The sequence below is a fragment of the Streptomyces sp. NPDC005263 genome, from assembly GCF_042872365.1.
Taxonomy (GTDB): domain Bacteria; phylum Actinomycetota; class Actinomycetes; order Streptomycetales; family Streptomycetaceae; genus Streptomyces.
In genome coordinates, this window is sequence record NZ_JBIAKJ010000018.1 from 16,950 (window position 1) to 31,825 (window position 14,876).

The following is a 14,876-nucleotide window of genomic DNA, read 5'->3' on the forward strand; positions in this document are numbered from 1 at the left end:
TGTGTCCCGAGCTGCTTGCCTGTGTCCGACCTACTGTAGTGCCGCCGCGCTCGACGGCAGGTTGCCGTCTTTCTGTCCGTCTTACGTACCGCTCGCCTTGCGTGTTCGAAGGAAAGACGCTCGGCTCGGTCGGCTGGTTGCCGAACCCGGACGTGACCGATCTCAAGCGGTCAGGTCCGGGACAACGGTCAGGCACTTTTACGGGCAGAGCCGACCAATCAAGATCATTTGCTGCTGGGAGGCGGGCGCGTTGTCAGTGGCAGGTGCGAGGATGCCTTCAGTACTGGCCGACGTGCTCGTGGTGGTGGGAGAAGTCCGCGGTGGGGGACCGTGAGCGGCTTCGTCCCCGTTGTCCGCGGGCGCCTGTGCGGAAGGGACCGCTGACGGCGATGCAGATCCGGCTGACCGTCATAGACCCGCTGGGCCCGCCCGACCAGGCGCGGGGCCGCGCCACGAGCTGCGACGTGCTGGTCACGGCTCCCGCCGGCACCGCCCTCGCCGCGGTGGCCTCGGCGCTCGCCTCGGCGGTCTGCGCGGACGGGGCCGTCCCGCGCGCGGGCGACGAGCGGGGCTCGGGCCCGACCGTGCTGTACGCGGGCGCGGAGCGGCTCGACGCCCAGCGCTGCACCCTGGGCGAGCCCCCGCTGATCGACGGCGCCGTGCTGTTCCTCGGCACCCCCGGCGAACCGGAGGCCCATCCCGAGCTGGACGACGCCCCGACCCAGCTCCATGTGATCGCCGGCCCCGACGCGGGCGGGGTCCACCTGCTGCACGGCGGCCAGATCCGCATCGGCCGCTCCGCCGACGCCGACGTCCCGCTCGACGACCCGGACGTCTCCCGGCTGCACTGCGCGGTGACGGTCGCCACCGACGGCCGCGTCTCGGTCGCCGACCTCACCTCCACCAACGGCACCACGCTGGACGGCACGCGCGTGAGCACCCGCCCGGTCCGGTTCGCCCCGGGCGCGCTGCTGCGGCTCGGCGAGTCGGCGCTGCGGCTGACTCCGGCCGGCGGGCCGGGGGCCCGGGTGCGGACGGCTCCGGACGGCGAGGGCCATGTGCGCGTGCCGGTCGGCGGCGCTCCGGAGGACCGGCCCCCCGCGACCGACGGCAGCCCCACCGGTACCGCCGGTCCCGCGGGCAGTGCCCATCACGCCTACGGCTCGGCGGGCTGGGGCGCCCCGGCCGGCGTCCCGGGCGGGCAGGGGCACCGGTCGGGCGAACCTCCCGTGGTGCCCGGCCAGGGAACAGCCCCGCTGATCGAGTCGCAGGGCGCCCAGCGCTACGACCGGCCGAGGACCGTCCCTCGCCAGGGGCCCGTCGCGGGCCCCGAGGCCGGCGGTTTCGGGACGGGAACTCGTGGTGGCCAGGAGGCGCACGGGAGCGGGACCGGGGCGGGCACCCGCGGCGACTCGTCCGGCGCCGTCCCCGCCTCGCCCTCCGCGGAGACCCACCAAGGCGCCGGAGCAACGCACGGCGGCCGGTTCGGGGCGCTCGGGCGGGATGGCGCCCTCGACGACGACGCGGGTACGAGCACGGCTGCGGCAGGTGACCGCGGCTCCGCCGCCGAACCCCTCGCCGGAGCCGACGGCACGGGCAGCGGCCGCCGCAAGGGAACGCCGCTCCGGGGCACCGACGTACCGCAGGGCCTGCGCAAACGCGGCGGCCTCTCGGCGTGGGCGCGCCGGCTGACCGGCGGACGCGGCGAACCAGACCCTGCCGTACACGACCCCTACGAAGACGCCGAACCCGCCGAACCCGCCGAGGCCACCGTCCCCGCCGCGGCCAGGACGTTCCCGGCCCCGCTCTCCCAGGCCCCCGAGACCTGGCCGGACCCGGCGTCCCTGCTGCTGACCGCGCTGGGCCCGGGACCGCGTCTGTGGGAGCGGGGGCCGGGCCACCCGGAGTCGCTCACGGTCCGGCTGGGCACCGCCGACCGAGCGGCGCCCGACGGCTCCGGGCTGCTGCCCGCGGTGCCGGTGACCGCCGATCTGCGCGAGGTCGGCGCGCTGGGGCTGGCGGGCCCGCGCACGCGGCTCGCCGGGCTGGCCCGCGCGGTCATCGCCCAGCTCGCCGCGCTGCACTCGCCCGACACCCTGGAGATCGTCCTGATCAGCACGGACCGCTCCCGCCCCGTCGAGGAGCGGTCCGCCGAGTGGTCCTGGTTGGGCTGGCTCCCGCATGTGCGCCCGGGGCACGGCCAGGACTGCCGCCTCCTTCTCGCCTACGACCGCGAACAGGCCGCGGCCCGCACCGACGAGCTCCTGCGCCGACTGGAGGACCACCTCGCGGAGGCCGAACCGGGCATCCGTGCGGCACACCCGGACAGCGCGGCCGGTTCCGGCCCGGCGGGCGGCGCCGCGGCGGGCAGGCGTCCGTCCTGGGCCAGGGACGACGAGACGGACCGGGATGCGACCGGCTTCCCGGGCCCGTACACCGTGGTCGTCGTGGACGGCGACACCGGTGGCGCGACCGTGCGGGAGGCGGTGGCGCGGCTGGCGCTGGAGGGGCCCCGGGCCGGTATCCACGTGGTGTGCCTCGCCGAGACGGCTCCCGCGTCGCCCGCGTCCCCGGTGACGGAGACGTACGAGTCGGCCTGCGCGGCGGCCCCCGCTTTCCGGGACTGCGGTGCCGTAGCCCTGCTCAGCGGGGACGTGGCGACGGCCCTGCGGCTGATGCGCGTGGCCCGCACCTCGACGGAGTCCGCCGCGGGCAGGGACACCTCCCGGGCGGTGGCCCCGTCGGACACTCCCGTCGATCGCATGGACCACGGCCACACCGGGCCGGGCTCGGCAGGCCCCGGCTCGACGAGTCACGGCCCCGTGGGCCACGGCACCGTCGCCGCCGTGGACGCCGTCTCCCCCGCGTGGGCCGAGCGGTTCGCGCGGGCCCTGGCGCCGCTGCGGGCCGAGGGCGCCGCCGGTGACCGGCACCCCCGGGTGTCGGCCCCGCTGCCCCAGTCGGCCCGGCTGCTGGACGAGTTGGGGCTGGCCCGGGCCACCCCGGCGTCCCTGATGGCGCGGTGGGCGGACGCCGCCGACGACAAGGAGTCGCTCGGCGGACGGGCCTGGGCGGTGCTCGGTGCCGGACCACGCGGCCCGGTCTGCGCGGACCTCGCGGCCGAGGGGCCGCACCTGCTGATCGAGGGACCGCCGGGCAGCGGACGTACGGAGCTGCTGCGGGCGGTGGTCGCCTCCCTTGCCGCCGCCGAGCGTCCCGACCGGCTGAGCGTGGTCCTGCTGGACGGCCGGGACAGTGTGGGCACGGACGGCGGCGGTCACGGCGAGGGCCTGCGGGTCTGTACGGACGTACCGCATGTCACCACCCATCTCACCGCCAACGACCCCGTGCGCATGCGGGAGTTCGCCCAGTCCCTGAGCGCCGAGCTGAAGCGGCGCGCGGAGCTGCTCGGGCGGTCCGAGTTCGCGGAGTGGCACACCGGCCGTGAGGTGTCGGGCCGTCTGGTCAGCCAGCGCACCCCGACGGCACGCGGCGCGTCCGGCGCCGGGACGAGCACCAGGGCCGGCACCGGGACGGCCGCCAGGGCGGGATCCGGGGCGGGCTTCGAGACCTCCTCCGGCGATCTCGACGGCGACCTGGACGGTCCGCCCAGTTCGACCCTTCGGCTGCGCCCGGCCGCGGCCCGTAACCGGCCGGAGCCGGCCCCGCCGTTGCCCCGGCTCGTGGTCGTCGTCGACGACCTGGACCTGCTGGTCTCCCCCGCCCTGGGCTCCCCGGGCCGGCCCGCGGCCGGGTCGGTGATGCGCGCGCTGGAGGCCGTGGCCCGGGAGGGCGAGAGGCTCGGCGTGCACCTGGTGGCCGCGGCCGGAGTCGGCGGCCGTACGGCCCAGTCGGAGTCTGCCTCCAGGGCCACCCTGCGGATCACTCTCGACGCCCCGGCCCCCGGCCCGGACGAACCGGCACCCGGGCGTGGCCGCCTGGCCCTGCCGGACGGGCGGGTGACCCCCTTCCAGGCCGGCCGTGTCACCGGCCGCATCCCCCGCACGGCGACCCTGCGCCCCACGGTCGTCCCCCTGGAGTGGGCCCGCATGGGAGACCCCCCGGCCCGCCGCCCCGTACGCGAACTGGGCAACGGCCCGACGGACCTCGCGCTGCTGGCCAGCGCACTGGAGCGAGCGGCACGCGAGGTGTCGGCGACCGCGGTGCCGTCGCTGCTGTAGAGCCGAAGCGCCGCCCCGCCCGCGGCCGCCTAAGTGCCGTCGCTCCGGTGCGGGCTGACCTGACGTCACTCCTGGAGCGGCCGAAGTGCCGTCACCCTGCCGTCGGCTGAAGCCCCGTCACTCCCGTGGTATCGGACGTATCGAGGCGCCGTGGTACCGACGTGCCGCGTTCACCTTCAGCGCGTCCGCCGCCCGAAGGCGAGGTCGTTCAGGCCGACTTGGGGATCTGGAAGCGGGGAGTCCGGCTAGGGGGTGTCCGCAAAGTCGCGTCGTCCGCCCGAAGGGCGGGCCCTGCGGCGTCCGGTGCGTGCTCTCGGCGTGCCGGGCGGACGCCCGCGTACTGGTCGTACTCGGGTGTTCGCCCGGTGCGGCGAGAGTGCGTGCCGGGCGTCGCAGGGCAGGCGGGACTTTGCGGACGCCCCCTAGGGCCGGCCCGCCGCACCCACCCCTGGTCACGACGGCATCACGATCCCCCGCTTGACAGCGGACGCGCTCTTGCCGACCCCACTGCACGGGCGTAGACCAGATCGCACGGGACAGCGCTCGCACGTTCAACGAGGCACGAAGAACGGGGCATTGATGCACTGCACGAGCAGCAAGCACCGGACACCCAGGGCCGCCAAGACCGCCGCCGCGCTCCTCGCGGGAGCCCTCGCCCTGGCGCTCACCGGCTGCGGCGGCGACGACGAGAAGGACGACGGAGGACCGAGCGGCGGCGCCACCGGGGGCGGCAGCTCCCTCCAGCTCCCCAAGCTCGACGGCCAGACCCTGGAGGTCGCCGCCGTGTGGACCGGGGCCGAGCAGGAAAACTTCATGAAAGTCCTGGACGAGTTCAAGAAACGCACCGGCGCCAAGGTCGACTTCGTCCCGACCGGCAACAACACCTCCACCTTCCTCGGCACCAAGATCCAGGGCGGTCAGCCGCCGGACGTGGCGTTCCTGCCGCAGGTCGGCGTGCTGCACCAGTTCGCGCAGAAGGGCTGGCTCAAACCGCTCGGCGCCGAGGCACAGGCCCAGTCCAACAAGAACTTGTCCAAGGGCTGGCGGGACCTCGGGGCCTACCAGGGCAAGCAGTACGGCATCTACGCCAAGGCCGCCAACAAGTCTCTGATCTGGTACAACACGGCGTCCTTCGAGGCCGCGGGGATCACGGATCCGCCGAAGACGTGGAAGGACTTCGTGTCCACCGCGCAGACGCTGTCCGACGCCGGCTCCCCGGCCGTCTCGATCGGCGGCGCGGACGGCTGGACGCTGACGGACTGGTTCGAGAACGTCTACCTCTCGCAGGCCGGCCCCGAGAAGTACGACCAGCTGGCCAAGCACGAGATCAAGTGGACGGATCCGTCCGTCAAGCAGGCGCTCACCACGCTCGCCGAGCTGTGGGGCAAGGACGAGCTGATCGCGCGCGGCCGCAAGGGCGCGCTCGGGACGGAGTTCCCGAAGTCGGTCGTCCAGACCTTCTCCGGTGACACTCCGGCCGCGATGGTCTTCGAGGGCGACTTCGTCGCCGCGAACATCAACGCCGACACCAAGGCGAAGATCGGCACGGACGCCAAGGTCTTCCCGTTCCCGGCGGTCGGCGCCGAATCCCCGGTGGTCAGCGGCGGCGACGTGGCCGTGGCCCTGAAGGACGGCAAGGGCGCCCAGGCGCTGCTGACGTTCCTGGGCTCGACGGACGCGGCCGAGATCTGGGCGGCGCAGGGCGGCATCCTCTCCCCGAACAAGGAGATGGACCCGAGCACGTACAAGGACGACGTGACCCGGAGCATCGCCAAGGCGCTGATCGACGCGGGTGACAACTTCCGGTTCGACATGTCCGACCAGGCCCCGGCGGCGTTCGGCGGCACCCAGGGCATCGGCGAGTGGAAGGACCTGCAGGACTTCCTGCGGAACCCGAGCGACGTGGCCGGTGCCCAACGGAAGCTGGAGGCCGACGCGGCCAAGGCCTACCAGAACGGCTGACGGATCCCATGTCGTCCGCCGTGGCGAAGTCGTCCGAGGGCGCCGGCGCACTGCCGACGCCCTCCGGCACACCGCGCAAGAGCGTGACGGGGACCCGGTGGCGGATGGCGGTGCTGTTCCTGCTGCCCGCGCTGGTCCTCCTCGGCGCGCTCGTGGTCTACCCGATCGGGTACTCGATCTGGCGCAGCCTCTACGACGCCGACGGTTCCGGGTTCGTCGGCCTGGACAACTACGTCGACATCTTCACCGACGACTCGACGCTCACCGCGGTCCGCAACACCGCGATCTGGGTCGCGGTCGCCCCGGCCGTGGCCACCGCGCTGGGCCTGATCTTCGCGGTGCTGACCGAACGGGTGCGCTGGGGAACGGCGTTCAAGCTGGTCGTCTTCATGCCGATGGCGATCTCCATGCTGGCCGCGGGCATCATCTTCCGGCTGGTGTACGAGCAGGACCCGAGCCAGGGCGCGGCGAACGCGGTCGCCAAGTCGATCCACGACACGTTCGTCTCGTCGTCGGTGTATCCGAAGGCCCGGCCGAACGCCGCCGCCGGTGATCTCAAGCCGTCCGGTGGCGGTTCGTTCACCACGACCGGAACCGTGAAGGCGGGCACGCCCGCGCTGCTGCCCCTGGTGGGCATCGCGCCGAACAAGCTGCCCGGCAGCCCCGAGAACGCGAAGGCGGCGAGCGGCTCCGGGGTCACCGGCACCGTCTGGCTGGACTTCAAGCTGGGCGGCGGCGGGACGAAGGGGCAGGTCGACGCGGGTGAGAAGGCGCTGAAGGGCGTCAAGGTGGAGGCCGTGAAGGACGGCAAGGTGGTCGCCTCCGCGAAGAGCGGCGCCGACGGCACCTTCAGCCTCCCGCAGGACGCCGACGGGGCCCGGCTGCGGCTGCCGGGCTCCAACTTCGCGGCGCCGTACAACGGCATCGACTGGCTGGGCCCGACGCTGGTCACCCCGGCCATCATCGGCAGCTATGTGTGGATGTGGGCGGGCTTCGCGATGGTGCTGATCGCCGCCGGTCTCGCCGGGGTGGACCGGAACCTGCTGGAAGCGGCCCGGGTGGACGGGGCCAACGAGTGGCAGGTGTTCAGGAGGATCACCGTGCCGATGCTCGCGCCGGTCCTGGTCGTCGTCCTGGTCACACTGATGATCAACGTGATGAAGGTCTTCGACCTGGTCTACATCATCGCGCCGCAGCCGAGTCAGGACGACGCCAACGTGCTGGCGTTGCAGCTGTTCCTGTCGTCGTTCGGCGGGGGCGGCAACTACGGCGTGGGCAGTGCGATCGGTGTGATCCTGCTGCTGCTCGTCCTTCCGATGATGTACGTGAACATCCGCCGGCTGCGGAAGGAGCATCAGCGGTGACTGTTGACACGACCGTACGCGCGAAGCGTTCCCTCGCCGCCCGGGCGGCGGGCGGTGCGGCGGGCGGGGTGATGCGGGTCGTCCTGGTGCTCGTCGCCGTGTTCTGGCTGGTGCCGACGTTCGGCCTGCTGGTGTCGTCGTTCCGGGAGCCGACCGACATCGCCTCCTCGGGCTGGTGGAAGGTATTCACCGCTCCGGGGCAGTTGACCGCCAAGAGCTATCAGACGCTCCTGGAGAACGACGCGATCACCAGTTCGCTGCTGAACACCATCTGGATCACGGTGCCGGCGACGCTGCTGGTGGTGCTGATCGGCGCGATGGGCGGATACGCCTTCGCGTGGATGGACTTCAAGGGCCGCGACTGGTGGTTCCTGGTGGTCGTGGCGCTGCTCGTGGTGCCCGTGCAGGTGGCGCTGATCCCGCTGTCGGACCTGTTCGGCAAGATCGGGATCTTCGGCGACATCATCGGTGTGGTGCTCTTCCACGTCGGCTTCGGACTGCCGTTCGCGATCTTCCTGTTGCGCAACTTCTTCGCGGAGATCCCCCGGGAACTCCTGGAGGCGGCGCGGCTGGACGGGGCGGGCGAGGTCCGGCTGTTCGCCACGGTGGTGCTGCCGCTGGCGGCTCCCGCGCTGGCGTCCCTGGGGATCTTCCAGTTCCTGTGGGTGTGGAACGACATGCTGGTGGCGCTGGTGTTCTCCAACTCGGAGTCGCAGCCGCTGACGGTCGCGCTGCAGCAGCAGGTACGGCAGTTCGGCAGCAACATCGATGTCCTGGCGCCCGGTGCGTTCATCTCCATGGTGATCCCGCTGGCCGTTTTCTTCGCGTTCCAGCGGCAGTTCGTGTCCGGTGTGATGGCGGGCGCGGTCAAGTAGCCCGTACGAGGGGTGAATTGAGCCAAGGGCGGGCCGTCACCGGCCCGCCCTGTCACATTCGCCGACAATCCCCCGTATGCCACACATGCCGTAACCAATTCACTCCATTGGCCGTTCCCGGGCAAAACGCCCGCGCCCGTGTCGACCCATGGATGTGCCGTGCCCAGGTTCAGTGTCATCGTCCCCGCCTACAAGGTTCAGGCGTACCTGCACGACTGTCTGGAATCGGTGCTGACCCAGTCGTATCCGGATCTGGAGCTGATCGCGGTCGACGACCGTTCACCGGACGAGGGCGGCGCGATCATCGACGAGTTCGCGGCCCGCGATCCGCGCGTGCGGCCGGTGCACCTGCCGGAGAACCAGGGCCTGGGCGGTGCCCGCAACGCGGGGATGCGCGCGGCGAGCGGCGACTACCTGCTCTTCCTGGACGGCGACGACACCCTGACCCCGGACACCCTGCGGGCGATCGCCGACCGGCTGAAAGAGACGGGCGAGCCGGACGTCCTGGTGTACGACCACGCGCGCACCCACTGGGACGGCCGCACCGTCCGCGACCCGGCCGCCGCCCAGCTCACCGAACGGGGCACGGCCCCGTTCCGCCTGGGGGACCGACCGGGGCTGCTGCACCTGCGGACGGTGGCCTGGAACAAGTCGTACCGCCGGGAGTTCGTCGAGCGGGCGGGCTTCGCCTTCCCGCCCGGCTCCTACGAGGACACCCCGTGGACGTACCCGGTCCTGATGACGGCCGGGACGATCGCGACCCTGGACCGGGTGTGCGTGCACCACCGGCAGCGCCGCCAGGGCAGCGGCCCCGGCACCACCGGCCGCCGGCACTTCGACATCTTCGAGCAGTACGACCGGGTCTTCGCGTATGTCGCGGTCCACCCCGAACTGGCGTCCTGGCGGCCGGTGTTGTTCCGCCGCATGATCGATCACCTGGCGACGGTGTCCGCCCTTCGCGACCGGCTGCCGCGCGCGTACCGCGCCGAGTTCCGGCGCTCCGCGCGCGCCCACTGCCGCCGTCACCGCGCCCCCGGCCACCCGGCGCCCGCGGGATCCCGCCTGCGGCACGCCCTCGTCCGCCTGGGTCTGCTCCGCGCGTTCCAGGCGCTGCGGCTGGCGTCGGTGGTGCGCCGCCGGAGCGTGAAGGCGGCCGCCCGCCTACTGAGGGGCCTGCGGCGGGTCGTCCTCCAGCTGCACTACCGCGTCCAGCTGCGCCTGCCCGTGCGCGCCGACCGCGCGGTGTTCTCCGTCCAGGGGGACCGCGGCCACGGCTGGGACCCGGGAGCCCTGGAGACCGCCTTCCGCACCTACGTCCCGCACATCGCCACCGCGTGGATCGCCCGGCCCGAGCACCACCACACCATCCCGACCGCGACCCGTCGGGTCACCCCGGACACCGCCGCCTACTGGACGGCCCTCGCCCGCTCCAAGTACCTGGTGAACGACGCCGACTTCGACCGGCGTCTGGTCAAACGCCCCGGTCAGGTCGTCGTCCAGACCCAGCAGGGGACCCCGTTCAAGCATCTGGGCCTCGACCTCCAGGAACGCCCGGCGGCGGCCCGTGACATGGACTTCGCCGAGCTGCTGCGAGGCGTCGACCAGTGGGACTACGTCCTGTCCGGCAACCGCCACTCCACGCTGACGTGGGAGCGCGTCCTCCCCGGCCGCTACACCACTCTCACCCACGGTCGCCCCCGCAACGACGTCCTGCTGCGGGCCACCTCGGCGGACGTGGCCCGGCTGCGCGAGTGCCTCGGCATCCCGAAGGGCACAGTCGCGATCCTGTACGCGCCCACCCATCGCGACTACCGGCGCACCCAGCGCCTGCCGCTGGACCTGGACCGCGTGCTGCGCCGCCTCGGCCCCCGCTTCACCGTCCTGGTCCGCGCCCACCCCACCTACGGGTGCCTGCCGTTCGAGGGCGCCGGGGCGTCGACCGGGATCTTCGACGTCACCGGCCATCCCAGCGTCGAGCAGCTCTGTCTCGCCTCGGACGTCCTGGTCACCGACTACTCGTCGCTCATGTTCGACTACGCCAACCTGGACCGCCCGATCGTGATCCACGCCCCGGACCAGGAGGCGTACGAGGCGGCGCGCGGCACCTATGTCGACCTGCGGTCCTTCCCGCCGGGCGCGATCGCGCACAGTGAGGAGGAGCTGGTCGACATCTTCGCCACCGGCCACTGGCGCGGCTCCCACTCCGCCCAGTTGCGTGCGGCGTTCCGCGAACGCTTCTGCCCGTGGGACGACGGATACGCCGCCGAACGGGTCGTACGGCGGCTGGTGCTCGGCGAGAGCGAGGCCGCGCTGCCGCCGGTCGTGCCGCTCGCCGAGCGCCGCCCCGTGCCGTCGGCCGCCGCGGCGTTCGCGCGGTCGGCGCTCACCACCGTGCCCCAGCACGCCGGTCCCGTCTCCTCCCTTGTCTGAACGTCGTCCGCACACCGGGGAGTTCCGATGCCCTCCAGCCCCTCACGGCCCACCCCGACGCGGCCGCCCACCTGGCGTCCGACGGGGCGGCCGGGCCGCGCGAACGGGACCTGTTGGCAGGTGGCCCGGGACCGATCCGGGTCCTGCCCAGCCCTTCGGCGACTTCGAGCGCGCAGCGAACGGGCTCACTCGATGCGGTGATGCCCGGCTAAGCCATTGACGCGAGCGGGAACATACGGGCAGTGCCTCAGCCGCCGCGTGCCCTCCGTCCGATGAGTGCCGGCTCTCCGGTCCGGCGGTCCGTGCGCGGCGCGAGCGCGCTGCGCGGCGGCCGGATCCGGCGTCCGACGCCCTATCAGGTCTTTGGCTTCCTGTTCTGGCTGGTGATGTCGCTGGCGTACTGGCGCGTGCCGCTGTGCTGTGACGCCGGCCAGCACGCGGCGGTCGTCGAACGCCTCAAGAGCCATCTGCTCCAGCCACGCCACCCCCTGGCGGACCTGCCGGGCGCGGGCAGCCCCTCCTACTCGCCGTACGCGGTGGCGCAGGGCGCGTTCGCGCGGCTGACGGGGCTGGGCGGCTGGGAGGTGGTGCGGCTCGCCGGGCCGCTGAACCTGCTGGTGCTGCTGACCGGCATCGGCCGCTTCGTGCGCGTGCTGACGCCCCGCCAGTGGGCGCCGGTGCTGGCGCTGGCCGCGATGACGCTGCTGTGGGGGACCGAACGGGCCTGGTGGAGCGGGTATCTCGGGCTGATGTCGATGACGGGGAACCTGGGGTATCCGTCGACGTTCGCGATCGGGCTGACGTTCTGGGCGTGGGGGCTGACGGGCCGGCGGGCACGGGGCGGGACACCGTCGCCGGAGGACGGCCGGCCGCAGGGCGCGGGGCGGGCGGTGCGGTACGTCGGGCCGAGCGGGCTGCCGTGGGCGGGCGGGTACGCGGTGCTCGGCGCGCTGTACGGGCTGATCCTGCTGACCCACCCGATCATGGCGCTCGCGGCGGTGCTGGGGGCGGTCGCGTTCGTGGCGGGGTGGCAGCGGGGGTGGTCCGCGGCCGTCGTCGGGCGCTGGGCGCTGGCGGTCACTACGGCCGTGCTGGTCGCGGCCTGCTGGCCGTACTTCGACGTGTTCGCGCCGGCCGCGGACGGCAGTGCCGACGCCACGCACCGGACGCTGTACCTGGGCCTCGGCGGGCACTTCTGGCTGGCGCTGCTGGGTGTGCCGGCGCTGTGGCTGCGGGCGCGGCGGAGTTCCGGGCGGGATCCGCTGGTGCTGCTGTTCGCGCTGGACTGTCTGGTCGTCGCGTACGGCTGGGTCAGCGGGCACTACACCTACGGCCAGATCCTGGGACTGACGCTGGTGCCGCCGCAGTTCGCGCTCGCGGTGGAGCTGGCGGCGCCCCGGCCGTGGGAAGGGTGGCGGCGGGTGCTGGGCGGCGCCGCGGCGGCGGGGGCGTGCGTGGGTTTCCTCGCCGTACAGGCGGGGGCGGTGGTGCCGCGGGCGCTGGATCCGGTCGGTTTCGCGCAGCCGCCGCGCTGGCCGACGTACGAGTGGGCGGCGCGGCACATCGGGCGCGGCGAGGTGGTGATCACCGACGGCTACCACGCCGTCCACACGATCGCGGGCTACGGCCCGAACCTCGCCGCGCCCGTCCGGCCGGACGCGGCGCTGGACGAACGGGAGCGGCTGCGGCGCCTCGCCGACGTCCGCGCCTACCTCGCCACGGCCTCGACCCGCGCCGAACGCTCCGCCGTCGTCCACCGCTATCACGTGCGCTGGCTGCTGCTGACGCGCTGGCACCGGGTACCGGAGGAGGCGGTGGTGGTGGCGTGGAGCGGACGGACGGGGGAGGTGCTGGCGCGGGTCGGGTGAGGGTCGTACGGGGTTGCCGAGTTACTCGACGACGAGGTCGACGTCGATGTTGCCCCGGGTGGCGTTGGAGTAGGGGCAGACCTGGTGGGCCTGCTCGACCAGCTTGCGGCCGGTCTCCTCGTCCACGGTGTCGGGCAGCTCGACGCGGAGGGTGACCTTGAGGCCGAAGCCCTCGCCCTGCTTGCCGATGCCCACCTCGGCGGTCACGGCGGCGTCGCTCACATCGACCTTGGCCTGTCGGCCGATCAGACCGAGCGCGCTGCCGAAGCAGGCGGCGTACCCGGCGGCGAACAGCTGCTCCGGGTTGGTGCCCTGCCCGTTGCCGCCCATCTCCACCGGTATCCCCAGCGCGAGGTCGATCTTGCCGTCGGAGGAGACGGCGCGGCCCTCACGGCCGTGCGTGGCGGTGGCGACCGCGGTGTAGAGCGCGTCCATGGATAACCATCCCTCTCAAGTCATGTCGCGGGCGGCCCGTTCAGGCCGCCTCACGACGTAAAGTAGAGCACACAATTAAGTTGTGCACAACTAAGTGGCCCGCAAGAGCTATCCTGGAGACATGACAGGCATGACCCCGACCCCGACCCCGCCCGCTGCCGCGGCGTCCGACGCCGCCGCCGCGGAGAACTGGCTGCGCCTGGACGCCCAGATCTGCTTCTCCCTGCACGCCGCCTCGCGCGCCTTCAACGGCGTCTACCGCGTGATCCTCAAGGACCTCGGGCTCACCTACCCGCAGTACCTGGTGATGCTGGTGCTGTGGGAGCAGGGCGAGCTGCCGGTCAAGAAGCTCGGCGAGCACCTGCGCCTCGACTCCGGCACACTGTCCCCCCTGCTCAAGCGGCTGGAGACGGCCGGACTCGTACGGCGGGAGCGCAGCGCCCGCGACGAACGGTCGGTGGAGGTACGGCTGACCGAGGAGGGCCTGGCGCTGCGCGAACGGGCGGTCCGCGTTCCGCCCCGGATCGCCGCCGCGACCGGCTTCGACCTCGACGAGATCCGCGAACTGCGCGAACGCCTCGACCGGCTCACCTCGACGCTGGACGCGGCGGCGTTCGAGGAAACGCCGGGCGACACTCCCTAGAGGGTGTCCGCAAAGCGGTGGCGCCTGCCGCGGCAGGCGCCACGGCCTGCTTCACTGAGGAACGGCAACAGGAACCCATCGGCTCCATCAGAAGCCAACGGACGAGGGACGGCCGCAGATGACCTGGCTGATCACCGGCGGCGCCGGCTACATCGGGGCGCATGTCGTACGCGCGATGACCGACGCGGGCGAACAGACGGTGGTGTACGACGACCTGTCCACCGGCATCGCCGGCCGCGTCCCCGAGGACGTACCGCTGGTGACCGGATCGACCCTGGACGCCGAGCACGTGGCGCGCACCCTCGCCGACCACGAGGTCACCGGCGTCGTCCACCTGGCGGCGAAGAAGCAGGTGGGCGAGTCGGTGGACCGGCCGCTGCACTACTACCGGGAGAACGTCGAGGGCCTGCGGGTCCTGCTGGAAGCGGTGACCGCGGCGAACGTGCCGTCCTTCGTGTTCTCGTCCTCCGCGGCCGTGTACGGCATGCCGGACGCGGCCCTGGTGACGGAGGAGACACCCTGCGTCCCGATGTCTCCCTACGGTGAGACGAAGCTGGCCGGCGAGTGGCTGGTCAGGGCGACCGGACGGGCCACGGGACTGTCCACGGCGTCACTGCGCTACTTCAACGTGGCGGGGGCGGCGAGCCCCGAGCTCGCGGACGTGGGCGTCTTCAACCTCATCCCGATGGTCTTCGAGAAGCTGACCGAGAACGCGTCCCCGCGGATCTTCGGCGACGACTACGACACCCCGGACGGAACCTGCGTCCGCGACTACATCCACGTCGTCGACCTGGCCGAGGCCCATGTCGCCGCCGCCCGCGCCCTGAGATCGTCGCCCGGCCGCGACCTCACCCTCAACATCGGCCGCGGTGAGGGCGTCTCGGTCCGCGAGATGATCGACCGGGTCAACACGCTCACCGGGTACGACCGCCCCCCGACCGTCGCCCCGCGCCGTCCGGGCGACCCGGCCCGCGTCGTCGCCTCCGCCGACCGGGCCGCCACCGAACTCGGCTGGTCGGCCAAGCACGACATCCAGGACATGATCACGTCCGCCTGGGGCGGCTGGCTGCGCCTCCACCCGGAAGCGGCCCGCGCCTCAGTGCCGTCCTAGGCCTCTC

9 protein-coding genes are annotated in these 14,876 nt (G+C 73.0%); 8 read left to right on the forward strand and 1 reads right to left on the reverse strand.

The window, feature by feature from the left end; all coding sequences use genetic code 11:
- Window positions 1-389: 389 nt before the first annotated feature.
- The 6 genes from ACFYRY_RS40875 (at window position 390) to ACFYRY_RS40900 (ending at window position 12,680) form a co-directional block, all read left to right on the forward strand.
- Window positions 390-4,181 (forward strand): FHA domain-containing protein, encoded by a 3,792-nt coding sequence (locus ACFYRY_RS40875; RefSeq protein WP_389157989.1) that lies wholly within the window; start codon window positions 390-392, stop codon window positions 4,179-4,181.
- Window positions 4,182-4,760: 579 nt separating this feature from the next.
- Window positions 4,761-6,143, forward strand: a complete 1,383-nt coding sequence (locus tag ACFYRY_RS40880; RefSeq protein ID WP_389157991.1) for an ABC transporter substrate-binding protein — start codon at window positions 4,761-4,763, stop codon at window positions 6,141-6,143.
- An 8-nt stretch (window positions 6,144-6,151) separates the two neighbouring features.
- On the forward strand, window positions 6,152-7,507 hold the full coding sequence (locus ACFYRY_RS40885; RefSeq protein ID WP_389157994.1) for a carbohydrate ABC transporter permease: 1,356 nt from the start codon (window positions 6,152-6,154) through the stop codon (window positions 7,505-7,507).
- 71 nt (window positions 7,508-7,578) lie between these two features.
- On the forward strand, window positions 7,579-8,382 hold the full coding sequence (locus ACFYRY_RS40890) for a carbohydrate ABC transporter permease (RefSeq protein ID WP_389158068.1): 804 nt from the start codon (window positions 7,579-7,581) through the stop codon (window positions 8,380-8,382).
- 159 nt (window positions 8,383-8,541) lie between these two features.
- Window positions 8,542-10,812 carry a CDP-glycerol glycerophosphotransferase family protein gene (locus ACFYRY_RS40895; RefSeq protein WP_389157997.1) on the forward strand — a complete coding sequence of 757 codons (2,271 nt, stop codon included), beginning with the start codon at window positions 8,542-8,544 and terminating at the stop codon, window positions 10,810-10,812.
- A gap of 272 nt (window positions 10,813-11,084) precedes the next feature.
- Window positions 11,085-12,680: a hypothetical protein gene (locus tag ACFYRY_RS40900; RefSeq protein WP_389157999.1), complete on the forward strand. Its 1,596-nt coding sequence runs from the start codon at window positions 11,085-11,087 to the stop codon at window positions 12,678-12,680.
- A 21-nt stretch (window positions 12,681-12,701) separates the two neighbouring features.
- Here ACFYRY_RS40900 and ACFYRY_RS40905 read toward each other — a convergent pair whose 3' ends face one another.
- Window positions 12,702-13,115 (reverse strand): organic hydroperoxide resistance protein, encoded by a 414-nt coding sequence (locus ACFYRY_RS40905; RefSeq protein ID WP_389158001.1) that lies wholly within the window; start codon window positions 13,113-13,115, stop codon window positions 12,702-12,704.
- 130 nt (window positions 13,116-13,245) lie between these two features.
- Here ACFYRY_RS40905 and ACFYRY_RS40910 point away from each other — a divergent pair, with 130 nt between their 5' ends.
- Both ACFYRY_RS40910 and galE read left to right on the forward strand, forming a co-directional pair.
- Complete coding sequence (locus ACFYRY_RS40910; RefSeq protein ID WP_389158071.1) at window positions 13,246-13,758, forward strand: MarR family winged helix-turn-helix transcriptional regulator; 513 nt, start codon at window positions 13,246-13,248, stop codon at window positions 13,756-13,758.
- 118 nt (window positions 13,759-13,876) lie between these two features.
- The gene (gene galE / locus ACFYRY_RS40915) at window positions 13,877-14,869 is read left to right on the forward strand and encodes a UDP-glucose 4-epimerase GalE (RefSeq protein ID WP_389158004.1); all 993 of its coding nucleotides are present in this window, start codon (window positions 13,877-13,879) and stop codon (window positions 14,867-14,869) included.
- The last annotated feature ends 7 nt before the right edge of the window (window positions 14,870-14,876 follow it).

Coding starts and splice junctions, on each gene's coding strand:
- ACFYRY_RS40900 (WP_389157999.1), top strand. CDS start 11,085: ATGAGTGCCGGCTCTCCGGTCCGGCGGTCCGTGCGCGGCGCGAGCGCG.
- galE (WP_389158004.1), top strand. CDS start 13,877: ATGACCTGGCTGATCACCGGCGGCGCCGGCTACATCGGGGCGCATGTC.
- ACFYRY_RS40880 (WP_389157991.1), top strand. CDS start 4,761: ATGCACTGCACGAGCAGCAAGCACCGGACACCCAGGGCCGCCAAGACC.
- ACFYRY_RS40890 (WP_389158068.1), top strand. CDS start 7,579: ATGCGGGTCGTCCTGGTGCTCGTCGCCGTGTTCTGGCTGGTGCCGACG.
- ACFYRY_RS40910 (WP_389158071.1), top strand. CDS start 13,246: ATGACCCCGACCCCGACCCCGCCCGCTGCCGCGGCGTCCGACGCCGCC.
- ACFYRY_RS40885 (WP_389157994.1), top strand. CDS start 6,152: ATGTCGTCCGCCGTGGCGAAGTCGTCCGAGGGCGCCGGCGCACTGCCG.
- ACFYRY_RS40875 (WP_389157989.1), top strand. CDS start 390: ATGCAGATCCGGCTGACCGTCATAGACCCGCTGGGCCCGCCCGACCAG.
- ACFYRY_RS40905 (WP_389158001.1), bottom strand. CDS start 13,115: ATGGACGCGCTCTACACCGCGGTCGCCACCGCCACGCACGGCCGTGAG.